Origin of the sequence: Massilia aurea, assembly GCF_024753205.1 — a bacterium.
GTDB lineage: Bacteria > Pseudomonadota > Gammaproteobacteria > Burkholderiales > Burkholderiaceae_D > Telluria > Telluria aurea.
In genome coordinates this window covers 813633-831674 of record NZ_JANUGZ010000003.1, presented here as the reverse complement: position 1 = coordinate 831674, position 18042 = coordinate 813633, and the positions used below count along the sequence as shown (strand labels likewise).

Here is an 18042-nt window from a genome sequence, read left to right as displayed (position 1 = left end):
CATTATGTCCATAATCGCCGGGAACTTGCAAGCTGTCGAAGCGACAATCACCGATGCTGTAAAGGCATCGGAACGCGCCAGAAACGACGTCCAGTTGCTGGCTGTATCGAAGACCTTCCCTGCGCAGGCGGTGCTCGATGCGATGGCCGTCGGGCAACTGGCGTTTGGCGAAAACTATTTGCAGGAAGCGCTCGACAAGATCGCAAGCGTCGCGCAGGCGCAACCAGATGCGGCCGTCGAGTGGCATTTCATCGGCCCGATCCAGAGCAACAAGACGCGGCCCATCGCCGCCAGCTTCGCCTGGGTGCACACGGTCGAGCGGCTCAAGATTGCGCAGCGCCTGTCGGAGCAGCGGCCGCCCGAACTGGGCCCGCTGAATATCTGCCTGCAAGTGAACATCAGCGGTGAGGCCAGCAAGAGCGGCGCATCGCCTGAAGAATTACCGGCGCTGGCGCGCGAGGTCGCGCAACTGCCGAACCTGCGCCTGCGCGGGCTGATGGCGATCCCCGAACCCACCACCGATGTCGCAGAACAGCGCGCCGCCTTTGCGCGCGTGCGCGCCCTGTTCGACGCGCTGCGCGCTGACGGCCTGGCGCTGGACACGCTGTCGATGGGCATGTCGGGCGACCTGGCGCCCGCGATCGCCGAAGGCGCGACGATCGTGCGCGTGGGCAGCGCCATCTTTGGCAAACGCGATTACACCTGACAGGATCACCATGAACATCGTCTTTATCGGCGGCGGCAATATGGCCGCAGCCCTGATTTCCGGGCTCGTGAAGGTCGCGGGTTCCGGCGCGCAGATCCACGTGGTGGACCGCAATCCCGAAGCACTGGAGCGCCTGGCGCGCGAGTATGGCGTGCGTACCGCGACCGACATCGACGAGGGTGTCCGGCACGCTGAAGTCGTGGTGCTGGCCGTAAAGCCGCAGCAGATGCGCGAAGTGGCCACAGCACTGGCGCCGCACCTGACGCGCCAGCTGGTGCTGTCGATCGCGGCGGGCATCCGCAGCAGCGACCTGACGCGCTGGCTCGGCGGCTACGACGCCATCGTGCGCACGATGCCGAATACGCCGGCGCTGATCGGCATGGGTGTGACGGGCCTGGCGGCGCAGCCGGCCGTGAGCGCCGCGCAGCGCGAGCAGGCGGACGCCGTCATGCGCGCGGTCGGCAAGACCGTGTGGCTGGACGACGAAGCGCAGATCGATGCGGTGACAGCGGTGTCGGGCAGCGGGCCGGCCTACGTGTTTTACTTCCTTGAAGCGATGCAGGAAGCCGCCCGCGCGATGGGCCTGAATGCGGAGCAGGGCAGGGAACTGGCGCTGGCCACGTTCACGGGCGCGGCGCAGCTGGCGGCGCAGTCCGATGAGGCAGTCGACGTGCTGCGCGCGCGCGTGACCTCAAAAGGCGGCACCACGCATGCGGCGATCGAAAGCATGGAAGCGGCAGGCGTCAAAGGTGCGATCGTCGCGGCGATGCAGGCCGCGGCTGCGCGCGGCAAGGCGCTCGGGGATGAGCTGGGCCAGGACTGAGCACATGAAAAAAGGGGCGCCGCCAATGCGGACGCCCCTTCGTGTCATGCGTGAGTGCGGGGTTCAATGCACCTCGAACTTCCTCCACCCCAGCACCGGCAACACCTTCTGCGCCAGCTTGTAGGCCGACAACGCTGCGGTGATCGCACCGACCACCCAGGCCGGCTTGGTCAGCAGGATGCCCACCCCGACGCCGGCGGCGGTCAGGATGGCTTTCTTGTGCTGCACCACGTAGCCCGTAGTGCCGCCCATCGCCGACGGCGTGCGCAGCAGCGTCACGTCGGCCGACATCTGGGCGCGCTGTTCGGCGCATTGCGCGGCCAGCAAGCGGCGGCGCACCGCCAGTGGTTCAGATTTTGATGTCATCGATCGGCTCTCCTTTGACAGCTTGCGCATCCTTGCGCAGTTCGGCCAGCGTGGCCGCCATGATCGGCCCGCGGTTCGTCAGGTCGCCACGGACCTTGAAGAACGCCAGCACACTGCCCAGCGCGAACAGCAGCGTCATGCCGCCAACGGCCAGCAGGCGGTGCGTATCCCAGAACAGCACCAGCACGAACAGGATGAGCAGCAGCACCGCGACCAGGCCGAAGAAGGCGGCCGCGATGCCCCAGGCCACATAGCCGAACAGGCGGTGCGTTTCTTCCTGCAGTTCGAGCGTCGCCAGCTCCAGCCGCGTGCGCAGCATGGCAAGCAGCGTGGCCCCGATGCGCGAAATGGTCGCGGGGATCGTCATCTTATTTACGGACGATCAGCATGCCGATGACGACACCGATGGCAGCGCCCAGGCCAACCGATTTCCATGGGTTGTCCTTGACGTATTCGTCGGTGGCCTTGGCGGCGACCTTGGTGCGCTCGACCACGGTTTCTTCGGCGTTGATCAGGCCGACCTTGGCCGAGGCCAGCGTCTGCTCGAACTTGGCCTTGGCCGACTTGAGTTCTTCGCCGGTCAGCTGGCTGCCGTTGCGCAGCCACGATTCCGCGTCGCCGATGACGCTCTTCAGGTCGTCGACCAGCTGGTCGCGGGTGTTGGTCTGGGTCGGGATTTTTTGGATCATATTAGGCCTCTTGATGTGGTGGTCGATCACGCTGCCGGAGCAGCGATGAATGCATTTCGGACAATATTAACCTAATGCATAGTCTAGTGCGACACCAATGAACAGTGCGGCCCCCAGCCAGTTGTTATGGCGGAAGGCCTTGAAGCAGTTCATCCGGTCGCGATGGCGGATCAGCGTGTAGTGATACAGCGCGATGGCGCCCGCCACCGCCACACCGGCCACGAACCACCAGCGCAGGCCAAGCGACCAGCCGCACAGCAAAAAGATGGCCAGCGACGCGCCATAGCACAGCATGATGGCGGCCACGTCGAAGCGCCCGAACGTGATGGCCGACGTGCGCATGCCCAGCTTGATGTCGTCATCGCGGTCGACCATCGCATATGCGGTGTCGTAGGCCACGGCCCAGAACACGTTCGCCACCAGCAGCCACCAGGCCACGCCCGGCACTGCGCCCTGCACGGCGGCAAACGCCATCGGGATGCCGAAGCCGAATGCGATGCCCAGGTACGCCTGCGGAATGGCGAAGAAGCGCTTGAAATACGGGTAGGTGCCGGCCACCACCACGGCCACCACCGACAACTGCTTGGTCAGCGCATTGAGCGGCAGGATCAGCAGGAACGACGCGATGGCCAGCACGGCCGCGACCATCACCGCTTCCCAGCCCCGGATCTTGCCGCTCGTGAGCGGGCGGTCGACCGTGCGCTTGACGTGGCGGTCGAAGTCGCGGTCGGCGTAGTCGTTGATGGCGCAGCCGCTTGATCGCATCAGCGCCGTGCCGATCACGAAGATCGCCAGCACATCGAGGGCCGGCACGCCGCCCGAGGCCATCCACAGCGCCCACAGGGTGGGCCACAGCAGCAACAGGATGCCGATCGGCTTGTCGGCCCGGATCAGGCGAAAGTAGAGCGCCAGCTTGTTCATGTGTTCGCTTTTTTGTCGCAAAAAATATTGATCGGAAGACAGCAATTCTAGCCGGTTTGGGGACGCTGCGCGGCGCACCCTTGCCGCAGCAGGCCCCATGCGCTGTGCATGACAGGCAGATGTCACGACCAACCGTGCAGCCTGAAAAATTGTCTTTTTGTTGTCATTAACTTGACATGATCGTTTGCTTTAATGCATCGGTCCAAGCCGGGGTGGTAAGGACAGGCGGGCCGCCGCTCAGGCGCTGCCAACATTCAAGATGCCGGTCCACCGGCTCGCACGTCCAATCAATGGAGAAGCACACATGAACAACCACGACACGTCGCCGTCGCGCCGCAATCTGCTCAAGGGCATCGCCGGCGCCAGCGCGCTGCCATTCGTCGGCGCCTTCGCCGCGCTGCACGCCCGTGAAGCTGCCGCCGCCAATGGCGTCACCGCTCTGGTCGACAGCCCGTACGGCGCGATCGCGCCAACCAATGACCTGAGCACCGGCCTGCCGCTGCTGCAATTGCCGCCTGGCTTCACGTACAAGAGCTATGGCTGGCGCGGCGACATCATGACCGATGGCCGGCCATGCCCGGCGGGCCACGACGGCATGGGCGTGATCGCCACGCGCAAGGTCGGCCGCAGCACCGAACAGGTGTTGGTGCGCAATCATGAAATCACCAGTAGTGCAGCTGGCAATTTCATCAACGCCTACAGCTTCTACGACGGCGGTACGATCAACACCACCACGACCAACCGCTCGTGCGGCGGCACCACCAACCTGGTGTTCCGCGACGGTGACTGGGTCAGCATGACGCCAAGCCTGGGCGGCACCCAGCAGAACTGCGCCGGCGGCGTCACGCCATGGGGCACGTGGCTCACCTGCGAAGAAGTCGGTTCCGACGCGATCACCGCCGGCGGCAAGAAGCATGGCTATGTGTTCGAAGTGACGGTCGATCCGCGCCAGACGACCGGCCAGCCGATCGTGAACATGGGCCGCTTCTCGCACGAAGCAGCCGCGGTCGATCCGACCAACAGCAATGTCTACCTGACCGAGGATTCGTCGGGCAAGTCGGGCTTCTACCGCTACGTGCCGGACATCAAGACGGGCGCGACCGGTTCGCTGGCGCGCGGCGGCGTGCTCGAGATGGCCAAGGTCAAGGGCGTCAACAACGTCAACCTGGCTACTGCATCGGTCGACCTGACGTACGAACTGGAATGGGTGTCGATCCCGAACCCGGACGCCAACCGCGGCAACAGCGTGGGCCTGAATGGCCAGGCGATCAGCAATGCCGCCGGCCCGTTCAACCAGGGCTGGGCCAAGGGCGCGCTGCGCATGAACCGCGGCGAAGGCATCTTTTATACCAAGGGCAAGCTGTACGTGATGGACACGTCGGGCGGCCCGGTCAACCGTGGCGCGATCTGGGAACTGGACCTGGCCAGCCAGACGCTCAAGTGCATCTATTCGAGCCCGAGCCCGCTGATCGGCAATATGGGTGACAACCTCGCTGTCAGCCCGCGCGATGGCCTGCTGATCTGCGAAGACTCGTCCAGCCCGATCACCGACACCTTCGGTTTCGGCCAGCGCCTGATGGGCCTGACGGGCGCCGGTGACGCGTACATCTTCGCCAAGAATAACGTGAACCTGACGACGGCCGAGCTGACCGCCGCCGGCAAGTCGACGACGCTGGCCGGCGATGGCCGCGGCAATGAATTTGCCGGCGCCTGCTTCGATCCGACCGGCCGCTACCTGTTCGTCAATATCCAGACGCCAGGCATCACGTTCGCGATCTCGGGTCCGTGGGCCAAGGGTCCGCTGTAATTCTTACCGTATTCATTCAAGGATATTCACCATGACCATCAACAAATTCATTACCGCCGGCCTGGTTGCGCTGGCGTTCTCGACGTCGAGTCACGCGGCGCTGCTGGTGAACTCGGACAGCGCGGCCGGCAATGCCGTGACCGACTACAGCGCCGCCGGCGCCGTCTCGTTCGACCTGGCGCTGGGCAATTTCACCGGCACGACGCTCAACTTCGTGCTGCAGGAAGCTGACCTGGCTGGACCGCTGAGCCTGAGCGCAATGGTGATCAACCTGAGCGGCATGTCGTTCCCGCAGTTTAACTTTGGCTTGCAGGGCATCCGTTTCGCGGCGCCGGGCACCGTGTCTGCGTTCTCGCAAGACCTCAGCGTCAACAGCTCGTTCTACAACGCAGCGATCACGTTTGCCAACGGCGAACCGGCCGAGTTCCAGTTCGGGAACCCGACGCTCGTCGATGGCCGTAGTGACTGGCTGCTCGATACCAGCGGCATGCGCGCTGGCGACACGTTCTCGATCGTGGCCGAAGTGCCTGAACCGTCGACGATCGCGCTGATGCTGCCGCTGCTGCTTGGTGGCTTGATGGTGGCCCGTCGCCGTCAGGGCTGATCGGGTTGGTTGCGTTGCGTTGAACGCGTAGACGACGTAGGGTGGGCGGCTATGCCGCCCACGCGTTCAAACCAATATTGCACCGCATGGGCGCCATTACGGGCGTTCCGGATTCACGGCCCGCGCCGCATCCCGCTGCGCGGCGAGCACCTCCGATGCACGCAGGATCTGCGCGATCCGGCTGACCTGGTCGGATGGCGGCTGCTTCACCAGCACCACCAGCACGCCAAGGCTGACAGCGAACACGACCGCCGACTGCACCGCAGTACCGATCCGCAACACGCGCCCCGGCAACATCAGCAGGGCGCCGATGGCGATTCCGGCCAGCGCGCCACCGACGTGGGCCGCGTTATCGGTGCCGGTCATCAAGAAGCCCATGCCGATATTGAGCGCCACCACCTGGAAGATGACTTTCAATTCGATCTTCGCCGCGTTGCCGGCGCACAGCGCATGCACGAGCAGGGCGCCGGACGCGCCGAGCAGCGCGCCGGATGCGCCAATGCTGACCGTGGTCGCGAAATGCGGCGTGAAGCCCATGGCCGATGGCACCAGGTCGTAGCCCGTATTGCGCACGGCCACGCTTGCATACCACCAGGCGCTGGCCAGCCCACCGAACAGGCCCGACAACAGATAGAGCAGTGTAAAGCGCGTGCGGCCCCAGACCGCCTCGGACAATGGCCCGATCTGCGACAGCATGAACATGTTCAGGCCCAGGTGCAGCGCGCCGCCGTGCAGGAACATCGACGTGACGAGCCGCGTCCAGTCGCCGGTGAGAGTGTAGGGGCCCAGGTTGCCGCCCCAGGCAGTCAGGTCGGCCGGGCTGGGCGACATCCAGTCGACGCCGTTCATGCCCAGGTACACCCAGGCGCCGATATTGAGCAGGATGAGCCAGAAGGTAGGGGTGGTGAAAAGGCTCGGGCGCGTGCCCGGTGTTGTCTGCATGATTGTTACCGAAAATAAATTATCGGTGAAAATAGCACCTTTCAGACAAGCCGTCGATTCACTATCGCGGATCGCTTGCTCTTCGCCTACACCGCCGCAACACCGCCATCGACGAAGAGTTCATGTCCAGCGACAAAGCTGCTCTCGCTTGATGCCAGGAAAAGCACTGCCCGGGCGACCTCGCTCGGCTCCGCCAGCCGCCCAAGTGGAACGTTTTTATTCAGCGCCTCTTCAACAGTTGGCGCAGACCAGCCTTGCGCGCAACGCGGACCTCGCGCCAGGCGACGCGGTACGTGCTTATCTTGAGGAGCTTGCCAGCAACACCAGCATTTATCAGAGCCTTGCTGCGTCGATCGGGGCGGTGATCCAATGCGGGACGCCAGGATGCAATGCGATCACGGCCGAAGGGCAGCGGTTGCTTCAGCGCGGGCAAGAAGGGGGCGCCATCCGCAGCGATGTCACTTATGAGGATTTGATTTACGTGGTCACTGCCATTTCGATCGCGATCGACGCTGACCGTTCAACGACATCGCGTATTGGCCACATGGTGGACTTGTTCCTGAATGGCATCAGCGTAAAAGACCCGGATCAGGCACCGATAGCCTTCTTGTTTTCGCCTGTCGTTCAATAACCTCGGTAGTCACGTGCGCTTCGCGCCCAATGCGATGTGCAAAATCAACGCGCTTGCATCATATGGCTTCGAGACGACGGGTCGTCCACGGAATCGCTGGTCAATGATCGCCGTGTCGCCGTAGCCGGTGACAAACATGAATGGTATGTTCTGGTCGCTGAGATGTTCTGCGATTGGCAGGCTGGTTTCGCGGCCCAGGTTGTAATCGAGTACGGCGAAGTCCGGCGTGAACTGGCGGAGTGTCTCCAGGGCTGCGGCGACTGTAGAGACGACCTGCACACTTTCGGCACCCATCGACAGCAGCGTAGACTCGGTTTCGATTGCAATCAGCAGGTTATCCTCTACCAGCAGGATGTTTCCGATAGGTGGCGGCAGCAGGGGTGACGGTGCGTGCGCGATGATTGGGTACGACGTAGCTGGTGCGTCGTCATTGCTTGAAATATAACGGGCTGGAATCTCGAAGCGCGCTATCAAGCCACCCGGAGAAAATTCGATCGCCGCTTTGCCCCCCAACTCGTGGGGAATCGCACGTTCGATAATGGTCGAACCGAAGCCGCGCCGGGTAGGCTGCACGACGATGCTGCCGCCATGTTCGGACCATTGGACCGAGAGATCACCTGTATCGCCACGCTCCAGGAGCAATCTGGCATGGCCGCCCTCGTGCTTGAATGCGCCATATTTCGCTGAATTGGTAATCAGTTCATGGAACACCAACGCCAGTGTGGCGAACGCCTCCGGTTCAATGGCCCAGTCGCTGCCGATGATGATGACGCTGGCAGCGTTGTTGCCGAGGTAGGCGGCAGCCTCGATGCGTACCATATCGCTCAGCGACTTTGGTCGCCAGCCGCTACTGGTCAATTGGTCGTGAGCACGCGCCAGAGCATGGATGCGCGAGCTGATGTCTTCGGTAAACTGCGTGACCGAGGTGGCGCTGTTGCCGCATTGGCGTACCAGCCCGACAATGAGATTGAGAATATTGCGGACACGGTGGTTGAGCTCGGCGATCAGTGTGTCTTGCTGATCATTGCTTTGCTTGCGCATCTTCTCCGCTGTATCGGTCATTCTGAGCATCACTTCAAGCAAAGAGACCCGCAGTGACTCGCCTTTGTCACGGTCGGCATCGCTCCATTGCGCCGATTGCTCATGCACACGTTCTTTCCACAGCGCGAAACTGGCGCGTGGCGAATAGCGCAAGACCCCTGCATCGGCACGAACGACCTTGTCGGGTTTGCCCGCCCACTTCACCTCTGCGACGAGTTCATCGCGGAAAAACAGCACGAAGTCACGCGGGCTGCGTGAGATGGGAACTGCCAGTAATCCGGCCACGCCCGGACAATCGGCCACCGCTTCCGGGCAAGTCTGTGCCAGGCAATGCGTGGTGAATACCTCGCTGATGGCGGCGCCGTTCAGGAATTTCACCAGCCGCATCATGGCGGGCAGGCCAGGTGTGGAGCCAACCCTTCGCACGAGGCCGTCGACATACGTGGCCATGCCGCTGGCATTCAAGCTTGTTCGCAAGTCCGACAGCATCGCGAACAGGTTATCTTCGCCAACTGCGTTGGGTGACACCATCGACAACATGCGCATGTGCGTGTCGCGGGACACCGCGCGGCCGCGCTCCTGCTCACGGCGGACAAAGTTCTCGATGATGGACGACGCCATCTGGCCGTAGAACTCGAGGGCCATCCGCAATTTCGCCGCCAGATAGCGGGGACTATTATGGTGACATACAAGCAAGCCCCACAATTTGCCGTCGACGATCAGCGATACCGACATCGAGGAACACACACCCATATTGTTCAGGTATTCGATGTGTACCGGTGAGACGGCGCGCAGGGACGCCATCGACAGGTCGAGCATGTCGCCTTTGTAGTCGAGGAGCGGCACCAGGAACGCGTTCTGCGCCTGTACGTTGGCGACGACGCGCAGCGGGTTGACCAGATACAGCGCACGCGCCTGCGCCGGGATATCGCTGGCGGGGTAGCGCAGGCCCAGGAAGCTGTCCATGCCTCCACGACTGCGTTCGGCAACGACCTCGCCGCTGAGGTCTTCGTGAAACTTGTAGACCATTGCCCTGTCGTACCCGCACAGTGCGCGTGTCTGCGCCGCCAGCACATCGCAGAAGCGGTCGATATCACTGGCGTCACGCAACTGGTTGAGCAATGACACCATGCGCCCCGAGGCATCGTCACCTGAGGCCGCCGACGGTTCGAATTCGATGATGATCGACTCACTCGTACGCGAAACCGACAGATCGAACAATTGCGTGTCGATCCCCTCGGCACCGACCGGTACATCGAACAGGTGGCGCACGCCACCTTTCATGCCGATGACTTGCAGCTCACAGCGAACGTCGTGCAGCGCGCGCCGCCCGATCAGCTCATGAAGAGGGCGCCCACTTGCCTGGCCGACCTCAGTTGGCAGATAATTTCCGAGGTTTTCGGAACAGCGAACGACGTTCCAATCCGGCGATACCTCGAGCAGGAAGCCGTGTGGCTGAATCTGACCCAGAAATGCGATACGTTCATTTTCACACGGTGCCGGTTCAATCCGGGGTCCACTCGAGCTATTGACCATGGTGTAGCTTCCTTTGTATTCATCGTGAAGCTAAGGCGAATGATCATATCAAATGAATCAAAAAGAATCAAAATGTAAATAATTTTTTTTCTCAAAAGAATGAAAATCACTCTTTATTTAGAAATCCGATATGTAAAATATATGCATGGAAAATCTTTACACTTCTCAACTGTTAGAGTTGATTGTTGAGACGAGCGCAGCTACCTGGACGGTTGGCGCGGACGGATACGCGGTCGATATCCCGGAGTGGACTGCCCTGACCGGCCAGAGCGTCGAAGAACTAAAAGGCGAGGGATGGATGAATGCAATCCATGGCGAAGACGTGGAGCGCGTTCGCTCCGCCTGGATGACCGCCATCGCACACGGCTCGCATTACAACACCGATTATCGAGTGCGATGTGCCGATGGTGTTTATCGTTGGTTCAATGCGCGGGGAATGCCAATCGTGAATGTCGAGGGAGACATCCAGCAATGGATTGGCGTCCTGCTCCCCATCGCCGGATTGAACCGGTTCAGGCAGCTTGCGCCCGAGTCCTCCGGCACCACTGCACCGTACGTTGACATCACGCCGGGCGCCTTGCGCGCGGCACGCGCGATGCTCGGCTGGTCGGCCAGCAAGCTTGCCGACATGGCCGATGTGTCAGTGTCGACGATCCGGCGGATCGAAGAAGCTGACGAACGCGACAGCACGCGCAGCACAACGGCGCGCAAGTTGATTGCGGCGCTGGAGCAGCAGCCGTTGACACTGATCGCCTCTACCGAAGGGGTGATCGAGGGTGTGTCCGGGCGCACCAGAACGGATTGAGAATAACGGCTGCTGAGAAACACTCCAACTGTCGTAACCCATCTTCATGCATTGGCCAGCGTGAGGCCGCTGATGGCAAAGGCTTCCAGTAACTGGTCCTGCGACGGCAGCAACTGTGCGGGCATGACATCGGCAGGATGCTAGACTTTGGTTCCCGGGCACCACTGTCCGGCCATCCAGACCGATCGCATCGCAGGTCCGGGCCAGCGCGTTTGCCCCGGCACGGCATGCCCATCTTCTGCGCATCCGCAGGCATGCCATCTCGCGGGATGTCGCGGTGACCGCACCGTCACTCCCGTCCGGGCCGCGCCATGCGCCATGCGATCAAACACGTGCAAGGAGTCGTTTTGAATAGAATGTTTTCCATGAGATTACTGGTCTCGCTGTCCCTGGCATTATTGCTGGGGCTTACCCAACCGCCAGCGTTTGCCGCCGGCCAGGATGCTGAGGCGCCCGCTGCCGCCGAACCTGCCGTTCCCGATCCCCTCAAGCGCGAGACGCCGCGCTCCATGGTTTCCGGCCTGCTCGGCGCCCTTGGCCAATCCGACTACGATCGCACTGCGCTGTACTTCGATTTGCCGCCAGCAACCAGCTCACGCCAGCGTACCAACGCGGTGGAGCAGGCGCGCGCGTTCCATGCGGTGTTGGACGATGGCGGCACGCTCGACACCTTCATCACGCTCTCGAACGACCCCAACGGCAAGGTGAGTGACGACTTGCCGGTCGATCAGGAGCGCGTCGGCGAGATCGCCATCCAGGACAAGAAAATCCCGGTGCTGCTCACAAAAGGGCAGGACGGCGAGCATCAGGTGTGGCGCGTCTCGCGCGAGACGCTCACCCAGATCACTGCGGCCACCAAGCGCGCGCCCGTGGTCACGGAGCCTGCGGCCGACCAGGTCATCGTTGCCGGCGCACCGCTGAAGGACTGGGCGCTGCTGCTGGGCCTTGGCGTGCTGGTGTTCGGCGGCTTGTGGATGCTGTCGGCGCTGATCGTGTTCTGCATGCGCAAGCTCGTGCCCGATCCGGAAGCCAATGGCCTGTACCGCTTCTTCGAGGCGGCGCTGCCGCCGGTGAGCCTGTTGATCGCCGTCGGGGTGTTCTACAACTGGGCCGAGCAGCTGCCGGTGTCGATCGTGGCGCGCCAGACCTTGCTGCGCTACACCGGCATCGTTTCCGTCATCGCGCTGGTGTGGTTCGGCCTGCGGCTGGTCGACGCGATCTCGGAACTGGCGATTGCCCGCATGCAGCGCAGCCAGCGGCGCCAGGTCATTTCGGTCATCACGCTGGCGCGCCGCGCCGCCAAGGTGATCCTGCTGGCGTTTTCGTGCATTGCGATCCTGAGCACCTTCGGCATCGACGTCACAACGGGTATTGCGGCGCTCGGTATCGGTGGTATCGCGCTGGCGCTGGGTGCCCAGAAGACGGTGGAAAACCTGGTCGGCAGCGTGACCGTGATCGCCGACCGCCCGATGCAGGTGGGCGACTTCATCAAGGTTGGCGACGTGGTGGGCACCGTGGAAGACGTCGGCATCCGCTCGACCCGCATCCGCACCAATGAGCGCACCGTGGTGACGATTCCCAATGGCGACCTGTCGGCGCGCCAGATCGAAAACTACGCTGCGCGCGACCGGTTCCTGTTCAATCCCGTGATCGCGATCGCTTATGGCAACTCGTCGGCCAAGCTGAAGGAAGCGATTTCCATCGTCCAGCAAGTCCTGGCCGAAGAAAAGAACATGGCAGAAGGGCACCGCGCGCGCCTGGGCAGCATCAGCGAGCGGGCCTTCAACATCGAGGTGTTTTCCCACATCGATGTGCACGAGTTTGACACGCAGGTGATCATTCGCGAAAAGCTGCTGCTGACGATTTTCGAGCGGCTGGAAGCGGCTGACATCAGCCTGGCGTTCCCGACCCAGACCATCGTGTTCTCGCCGTCGCAGCTCGAGGCGCTCAAGGGTGGGGCTGCGGTCAACGGCGATGCGGCCGATGCGAACGAGAAGTCCGAAGCCGTCGCTATCGCGCCGCCAGCCGTGTGGACCGACGCTACGCCGCCGCCTCGTACGTGATCATCTCGACGCCGGGCAGGTGACATTCACTCACCGCCTGCATCACCGCATCGATGGCGGCGCGGCGGGTGAAGCTCTTGCGCCAGGCAATCACGACGCGGCGCGACGGCGCCGGTCTGGTGAACGGCACATAGGCCAGCAAGCCGTTTGACTCGCTCAGGTCGGTGACCGACGCACGCGGCAGCACCGTCAGGCCGATGCCGCTGGCGACCATGTGGCGGATCGTTTCCAGCGACGAGCCTTCGAACGTGCGCTGCATGCCGGTGCCACCGCCCGGCGCCGAGAAGCGCGCCATTTCCGGGCACACTTCCAGCACCTGGTCGCGGAAGCAGTGGCCGGCACCGAGCAGCAGCATCGTCTCGCTTTTCAGGTCTTCGGCCGAAATTTCCTTGCGCTTGGCCCACGGGTGGTGTTTTGGCATCGCCACGATGAACGGCTCGTCGTACAGCGGCTGCACCGCCATCCCGTGGTCGGGCAGCGGCAGCGCCATGATCGCGGCATCAAGCTCGCCCTGGCGCAGCAATTCCAGCAGCTTGTGCGTGAAATTCTCTTGCAGCACCAGCGGCATCTGCGGCACGTTGTCGATCAGGTTTTTGACCAGTGGCGGCAGCAGGTACGGGCCGATCGTGTAGATCACGCCAAGGCGCAGCGGGCCGGCCAGCGGGTCCTTGTTCTGCTTGGCCAGTTCCTTGATGGCAGCGGTCTGCTCCAGCACGCGCTCGGCCTGCGCCACGATCTGGGCGCCCAGCGGCGTGACGGACACTTCGGAGCCGCCGCGCTCGAACAGCAGCACGCCCAGTTCGTCTTCCAGCTTCTTGATGGCGACCGACAGCGTGGGCTGGGCCACGAAACAGGCTTCGGCCGCGTGGCCGAAGTGCTTGGCGCGGGCGACGGCGACAATGTATTTCAACTCGGTCAGGGTCATGGTGGGTGTCTCGACTAGGCGCGTTGCCAGCGCCGCGTGGTGAGCGGGGCAGCAGGGTGCGCGCCATGAAATAATGGTGTAGCGAGAATGATAGTCGATATAATCTCTTGATAGGCTCCGCCTATGCATCTTTTCTGAAAGGCCCGCATGTCCACCACGTTTGGCCCGGCGGAAGCCCAGGTCTATATCCATAAACTGCTCACGGTGATGCATCACCAGGGTGGTTCCGATCTCTTTATCTCGGCTGATTTCCCGCCGAGCATGAAGTACCAGGGCGCCATGAAAGCCCTCAGCCAGCAGCGCCTGAGCGGCGAGGTCACGCGCGCGCTTGCGATGTCGCTGATGAACGAGCGCCAGCGCGCCGAGTTCGAAACAGAGATGGAGTGCAATTTCGCGATCTCGCTGCCCAACGTCTGCCGCTTCCGCGTGAACGTCTACGTGCAGCAGCAAAGCGTCGGCATGGTCGTGCGCACCATCTCGTCCGAGATCCCCAACTTCGAGAAGCTCGATCTGCCCGAGGTGCTCAAGGATGTCGTGATGACCAAGCGCGGCCTGGTGCTGGTCGTGGGCGGCACGGGCTCGGGCAAGTCGACGACGCTGGCGGCGATGATCGATTACCGCAACAACAATTCGGCCGGCCACATCATCACGGTGGAAGACCCGGTCGAATACGTCCACAAGAACAAGAACTGCCTGATCACGCACCGCGAAGTGGGCGTCGATACGCTGTCGTGGCACAACGCGCTGAAGAACACGCTGCGCCAGGCGCCGGACGTGATCCTGATCGGCGAGATCCGCGACACCGAAACGATGGAACATGCGATCGCGTTCGCCGAAACGGGCCACCTGTGCCTGGGCACGCTGCACGCAAACAATGCCAACCAGACGATGGACCGGATCATCAACTTCTTCCCCGAAGAACGGCGCAACCAGCTGTTGATGGACCTGTCGTCGAACCTGCGCGCCATTGTCTCGCAGCGCCTGGTGCGCACCGAGGATGGTAAAGGCCGCAAGGCGGCCATTGAAATCCTGCTCAACACACCGACGATTGCCGAGATGATCCTGAAAGGGAACTTCCAGAGCATCAAGGAGATCATGCACAAGTCGCGCGAGCTGGGTATGTGCACGTTCGACCAGGCCTTGTTCGAGCTGTACAACAAAGGCTTCATCAGCTACGACGAAGCGATCCGCAATGCCGACTCGGCCAACGGCCTGCGCCTGCAGGTCAAACTGTCGGGCGAGCGCAAGGAGCCGGGGCTGCCGGCCGGCGCGGCGCGGCCATCCGAACTGTCGATGGCGCTCGATGAAGAACCCGACGACGAACCGCCCAAACACTGACACTAAAATACCCATGCCTTCATTTGAAAACAAGCTCTGCACGCGCGCCGACCTGGCTGCGCGGATCGCCGCACTGCCAAAGCCGGTGGTGCTGACCAACGGCGTGTTCGACATCCTGCACCGCGGCCACGTGACCTATCTGGCGCAGGCGCGCGAGCTGGGCGCCTCGCTCGTGGTGGCAGTCAACACGGATGCGTCCGTCAAGCGGCTGGGCAAGGGCGATGACCGCCCGCACAACACGCTGGCCGATCGCATGGCGGTGCTGGCTTCGCTGGAATCGGTCAGCCTGGTGGTCGAGTTCGACGAACAGACGGCGCTCGAAGTGGTCCAGGAAGGCCGGCCCGACATCTATGCCAAGGGCGGCGACTACGTGATGGACCAGATTCCCGAAGGGCAGGCCGTGCTGGCGTATGGCGGGCGCGCGGTGGCGATCGACTTCGAGCATGACCGCTCGACCACCAAGCTTGTGGCGCGGATCCGGGGCTGACCGGCATGGCCAAGCTCCCTGTGATGCCGGCTTTGGCCGGCCTGTATCCGGCGGCGTCCGACGACATCGTCAATCTCGAGCACGGTTACTTTGGCGCGATGGCGCAGCCGGTGCAGGCGGCGCTGGTCGAATCGGTCGACTATCTGAATCGCCATCTGAGCCCGTTCCTGCGTAGCAGGCAGGCCCTCGAGCATGGCGGGGTGCTGTGCGCGCGCCTGGCCAGGCTGATCAACGCCGAACCGCATGAGATCCTGCTCACGCGCAGCGCGAGCGAATCGATGCAGGTGCTGATCGGCCAGTACCACCGGCTGGCGCCGGGCGACGGCGTCCTGTGGAGCAACCTCGATTATCCGGCGATGCGCTATGCGATGGCGTGGCTGGAAGGGCGGCGCGGCGTGGTGCCGACCGAACTTCACTTGAGCCTGCCGTTGTCCGGTGACGCGCTGCTGGAGCAATATGCGACGGCGATCCGCGATACGCCGGGCCTGAAGCTGCTTTTGCTCTCGCAAGTATTTCCGGCCAATGGCCAGTCGGTGCCGGTGCGCGAGATCGCTGCACTGGCGCGGGCGCGCGGCGTCGACGTGCTGGTCGACAGCGCCCATGCGCTGGGCCAGCTGGACATCGACGTGCAGGCCATGGGCATCGACTTTGCCGGCTTCAACTTGCACAAGTGGATCGGCGCGCCGCCGGGGCTGGGCTTCGCGTACATCCGGTCTTCACGTCTGGACCGCATCGAGCCGCATTTCGGCGACCGCGATTATCCGGCGGACGATATCCGGGGGCGCCTGCACGCGGGCATGCCGCCGATGAGCGCGATCATGGCGGCGCCGGTGGCGCTCGACGTGCATGCGCAGCTGGGCGGCTCGGCAGCCAAAGGCGCGCGGCTGGCGTGGCTGAGAAATTACTGGGTGCAGCGCGTGGCGGACCTGCCGGGCCTGCAGTTGATGAGCCCGCTGGTGGGCGACACGGCGCTGGCGGCGTTCACGATCGACGGCATGCGCGCGCGTGACGTGCAGGCGGCGCTGCTGGAGCGCTTCGGCGTGTTCACGGTGGAGCGGGCGGTGGGCGACGCCAGCCTCGTGCGTGCCACGGTGGCGCTGACGACCACGGTGGAAGAACTCGATCGCCTGGTGGAGGGCTTGACGGTGCTGACCCGCGAAGCGGCGGGTGCCTGATGACGGGCACGTCCATGTACACGCTGTCGCCGATTCCCGCAGACTTGATCCATGGCGCGGTCGAGCTCGAACGCACCGACGCCGGCCTGCTGCCGCAGCGTTTGCCGGCCTGGGCGCTCGCGCAGCACCTGGATGTGCAACTGGCGTTGGCCGCAGCACAGCCATCCGGCGTGCGGCTGGCGTTCCGGACGACGGCCCGTGTCGTCGAGGTGCTGGTGCTGCCGACCAAGCGCCGCTACGGCAAGATGGCGCCGCGACCCGACGGTATCTATGATCTGGTGGTTGATGGGAAGCTGCTTGCCCAGGCGAGCGCGCCGGGTGGCAAGCTCCTTGAGATCGACATGATCAGCGGCGCAACGCGGGTACATCCGGGCGAGCCGCACTGGCTGCGCTTTGCCGACCTGCCGGCGGGCGACAAGACCATTGAACTCTGGCTGCCGCATGACGAGACCACCGAGCTGGTGAGCTTGCGCACGGATGCGCCGGTGTCGCCGCTGTTGGCAGGCGGCCAGCGCCGCTGGCTCCACCACGGCAGTTCGATCAGCCAGGGCTCGAATGCGACCCATCCGACCGGCATCTGGCCTGCCGTGGCTGCCGGTCTGGCCGGTGTCGACCTGTTCAATCTTGGGTTCGGCGGCAATGCCTTGCTGGATCCGTTCACGGCGCGCACGATCCGCGACCTGCCGGCGGACCTGATCAGCCTGAAGCTGGGCATCAATCTCGTCAACACCGACCTGATGCGCGTGCGCGCGTTCGGGCCGGCCGTGCACGGGTTTCTTGACACGATCCGCGAAGGGCGGCACCGGAACACGCCGCTGCTGGTGATCTCGCCGACCTGGTGTCCGATCCACGAAACGACGCCGGGGCCGACCATGTTCGATGGCAAGGCCATGGAACAGGGCAGGCTGCTGTTCCGGGCGATGGGCAATGATGCCGAGCGGCGCCAGGGCAAGCTGACGCTGGGTGTGATCCGCGAGCAGTTGCAAAGAATCGTCGCGCATCGGGCAGCGACCGATGCGCACATCCATTACCTCGATGGCAGCGCGCTGTATGGTGCCGACGACAACGCGCACCTGCCACTGCCCGATGCGCTGCATCCGGACGCCGCCACGCACCGGCTGATCGGCGAACGGTTTCATGCGCAGGTGTTTGCCGATGGCGTGTTCGGCTTTCGGGGCTGATT

At 63.3% G+C, this 18042-nt stretch carries 18 protein-coding genes and 1 pseudogene; 11 read left to right on the top strand and 8 right to left on the bottom strand.

Features of this window, described 5'->3' with window-relative positions; all coding sequences use genetic code 11:
• The first annotated feature begins 4 nt into the window (after positions 1–4).
• Together NX775_RS14275 and proC are read left to right on the top strand one after the other, a co-directional pair.
• Entirely contained in the window at positions 5–706 is a 702-nt protein-coding gene (locus tag NX775_RS14275; protein ID WP_258836602.1) for a YggS family pyridoxal phosphate-dependent enzyme, read from the top strand.
• A 10-nt stretch (positions 707–716) separates the two neighbouring features.
• Entirely contained in the window at positions 717–1529 is an 813-nt protein-coding gene (gene proC, locus NX775_RS14270) for a pyrroline-5-carboxylate reductase (protein ID WP_258836601.1), read from the top strand.
• A 63-nt stretch (positions 1530–1592) separates the two neighbouring features.
• On the opposite strand, the gene NX775_RS14265 is transcribed toward proC, so the two are convergent.
• The 4 genes from NX775_RS14265 to ubiA form a co-directional block, all read right to left on the bottom strand.
• Positions 1593–1895 carry a hypothetical protein gene (locus tag NX775_RS14265; RefSeq protein ID WP_258836600.1) on the bottom strand — a complete coding sequence of 101 codons (303 nt, stop codon included), beginning with the start codon at positions 1893–1895 and terminating at the stop codon, positions 1593–1595.
• Entirely contained in the window at positions 1879–2262 is a 384-nt protein-coding gene (locus NX775_RS14260) for a phage holin family protein (protein ID WP_258836599.1), read from the bottom strand. The genes NX775_RS14265 and NX775_RS14260 overlap by 17 nt, the downstream gene beginning before the upstream one ends.
• A gap of 1 nt (position 2263) precedes the next feature.
• A complete protein-coding gene (locus NX775_RS14255) occupies positions 2264–2584 on the bottom strand; it encodes an ElaB/YgaM/YqjD family protein (RefSeq protein ID WP_258836598.1) in 321 nt (106 codons plus the stop codon).
• Positions 2585–2650: 66 nt separating this feature from the next.
• Positions 2651–3505, bottom strand: a complete 855-nt coding sequence (gene ubiA / locus NX775_RS14250) for a 4-hydroxybenzoate octaprenyltransferase (protein ID WP_258836597.1) — start codon at positions 3503–3505, stop codon at positions 2651–2653.
• Between the two features lie 304 nt (positions 3506–3809).
• On the opposite strand from ubiA, the gene NX775_RS14245 reads away from it, so the two are divergent.
• Both NX775_RS14245 and NX775_RS14240 read left to right on the top strand, forming a co-directional pair.
• Entirely contained in the window at positions 3810–5312 is a 1503-nt protein-coding gene (locus tag NX775_RS14245) for a PhoX family protein (protein ID WP_258836596.1), read from the top strand.
• Between the two features lie 31 nt (positions 5313–5343).
• The gene (locus NX775_RS14240; protein WP_258836595.1) at positions 5344–5916 is read left to right on the top strand and encodes a PEP-CTERM sorting domain-containing protein; all 573 of its coding nucleotides are present in this window, start codon (positions 5344–5346) and stop codon (positions 5914–5916) included.
• A gap of 96 nt (positions 5917–6012) precedes the next feature.
• Here the strand turns inward: NX775_RS14240 and NX775_RS14235 are convergent, their stop codons facing one another.
• Positions 6013–6858, bottom strand: a complete 846-nt coding sequence (locus NX775_RS14235; protein WP_258836594.1) for a rhomboid family intramembrane serine protease — start codon at positions 6856–6858, stop codon at positions 6013–6015.
• A gap of 86 nt (positions 6859–6944) precedes the next feature.
• Positions 6945–7073: pseudogene (locus NX775_RS14230) on the bottom strand (SDR family oxidoreductase); the annotation flags it as partial.
• Between NX775_RS14230 and NX775_RS14225 the strand changes: the two are divergent.
• Positions 7064–7489, top strand: a complete 426-nt coding sequence (locus NX775_RS14225; protein WP_258836593.1) for an SbtR family transcriptional regulator — start codon at positions 7064–7066, stop codon at positions 7487–7489. The pseudogene NX775_RS14230 and the gene NX775_RS14225 overlap by 10 nt on opposite strands.
• A 9-nt stretch (positions 7490–7498) precedes the next feature.
• On the opposite strand, the gene NX775_RS14220 is transcribed toward NX775_RS14225, so the two are convergent.
• On the bottom strand, positions 7499–10066 hold the full coding sequence (locus NX775_RS14220; protein WP_258836592.1) for an HWE histidine kinase domain-containing protein: 2568 nt from the start codon (positions 10064–10066) through the stop codon (positions 7499–7501).
• A 145-nt stretch (positions 10067–10211) separates the two neighbouring features.
• Between NX775_RS14220 and NX775_RS14215 the strand changes: the two genes are divergently transcribed.
• Positions 10212–10871, top strand: a complete 660-nt coding sequence (locus tag NX775_RS14215; RefSeq protein WP_258836591.1) for a PAS domain-containing protein — start codon at positions 10212–10214, stop codon at positions 10869–10871.
• A 365-nt stretch (positions 10872–11236) separates the two neighbouring features.
• Positions 11237–12934 carry a mechanosensitive ion channel family protein gene (locus NX775_RS14210; RefSeq protein WP_258836590.1) on the top strand — a complete coding sequence of 566 codons (1698 nt, stop codon included), beginning with the start codon at positions 11237–11239 and terminating at the stop codon, positions 12932–12934.
• Here NX775_RS14210 and NX775_RS14205 read toward each other — a convergent pair.
• Positions 12912–13859, bottom strand: coding sequence for a LysR substrate-binding domain-containing protein (locus NX775_RS14205; protein ID WP_258836589.1), 948 nt, complete (start codon positions 13857–13859; stop codon positions 12912–12914). The genes NX775_RS14210 and NX775_RS14205 overlap by 23 nt on opposite strands.
• 147 nt (positions 13860–14006) lie before the next feature.
• Here NX775_RS14205 and NX775_RS14200 point away from each other — a divergent pair, with 147 nt between their 5' ends.
• From NX775_RS14200 to NX775_RS14185, 4 genes are read left to right on the top strand one after another with little or no spacing between them, the layout of a single operon-like run.
• Positions 14007–15197, top strand: a complete 1191-nt coding sequence (locus NX775_RS14200; protein ID WP_258836588.1) for a PilT/PilU family type 4a pilus ATPase — start codon at positions 14007–14009, stop codon at positions 15195–15197.
• A 13-nt stretch (positions 15198–15210) separates the two neighbouring features.
• Positions 15211–15684 (top strand): D-glycero-beta-D-manno-heptose 1-phosphate adenylyltransferase, encoded by a 474-nt coding sequence (rfaE2, locus tag NX775_RS14195; protein WP_258836587.1) that lies wholly within the window; start codon positions 15211–15213, stop codon positions 15682–15684.
• 5 nt (positions 15685–15689) lie between these two features.
• Positions 15690–16859 (top strand): aminotransferase class V-fold PLP-dependent enzyme, encoded by a 1170-nt coding sequence (locus NX775_RS14190; protein WP_258836586.1) that lies wholly within the window; start codon positions 15690–15692, stop codon positions 16857–16859.
• Entirely contained in the window at positions 16859–18040 is a 1182-nt protein-coding gene (locus NX775_RS14185; protein WP_258836585.1) for an SGNH/GDSL hydrolase family protein, read from the top strand. The genes NX775_RS14190 and NX775_RS14185 overlap by 1 nt, the downstream gene beginning before the upstream one ends.
• Positions 18041–18042: the final 2 nt, after the last annotated feature.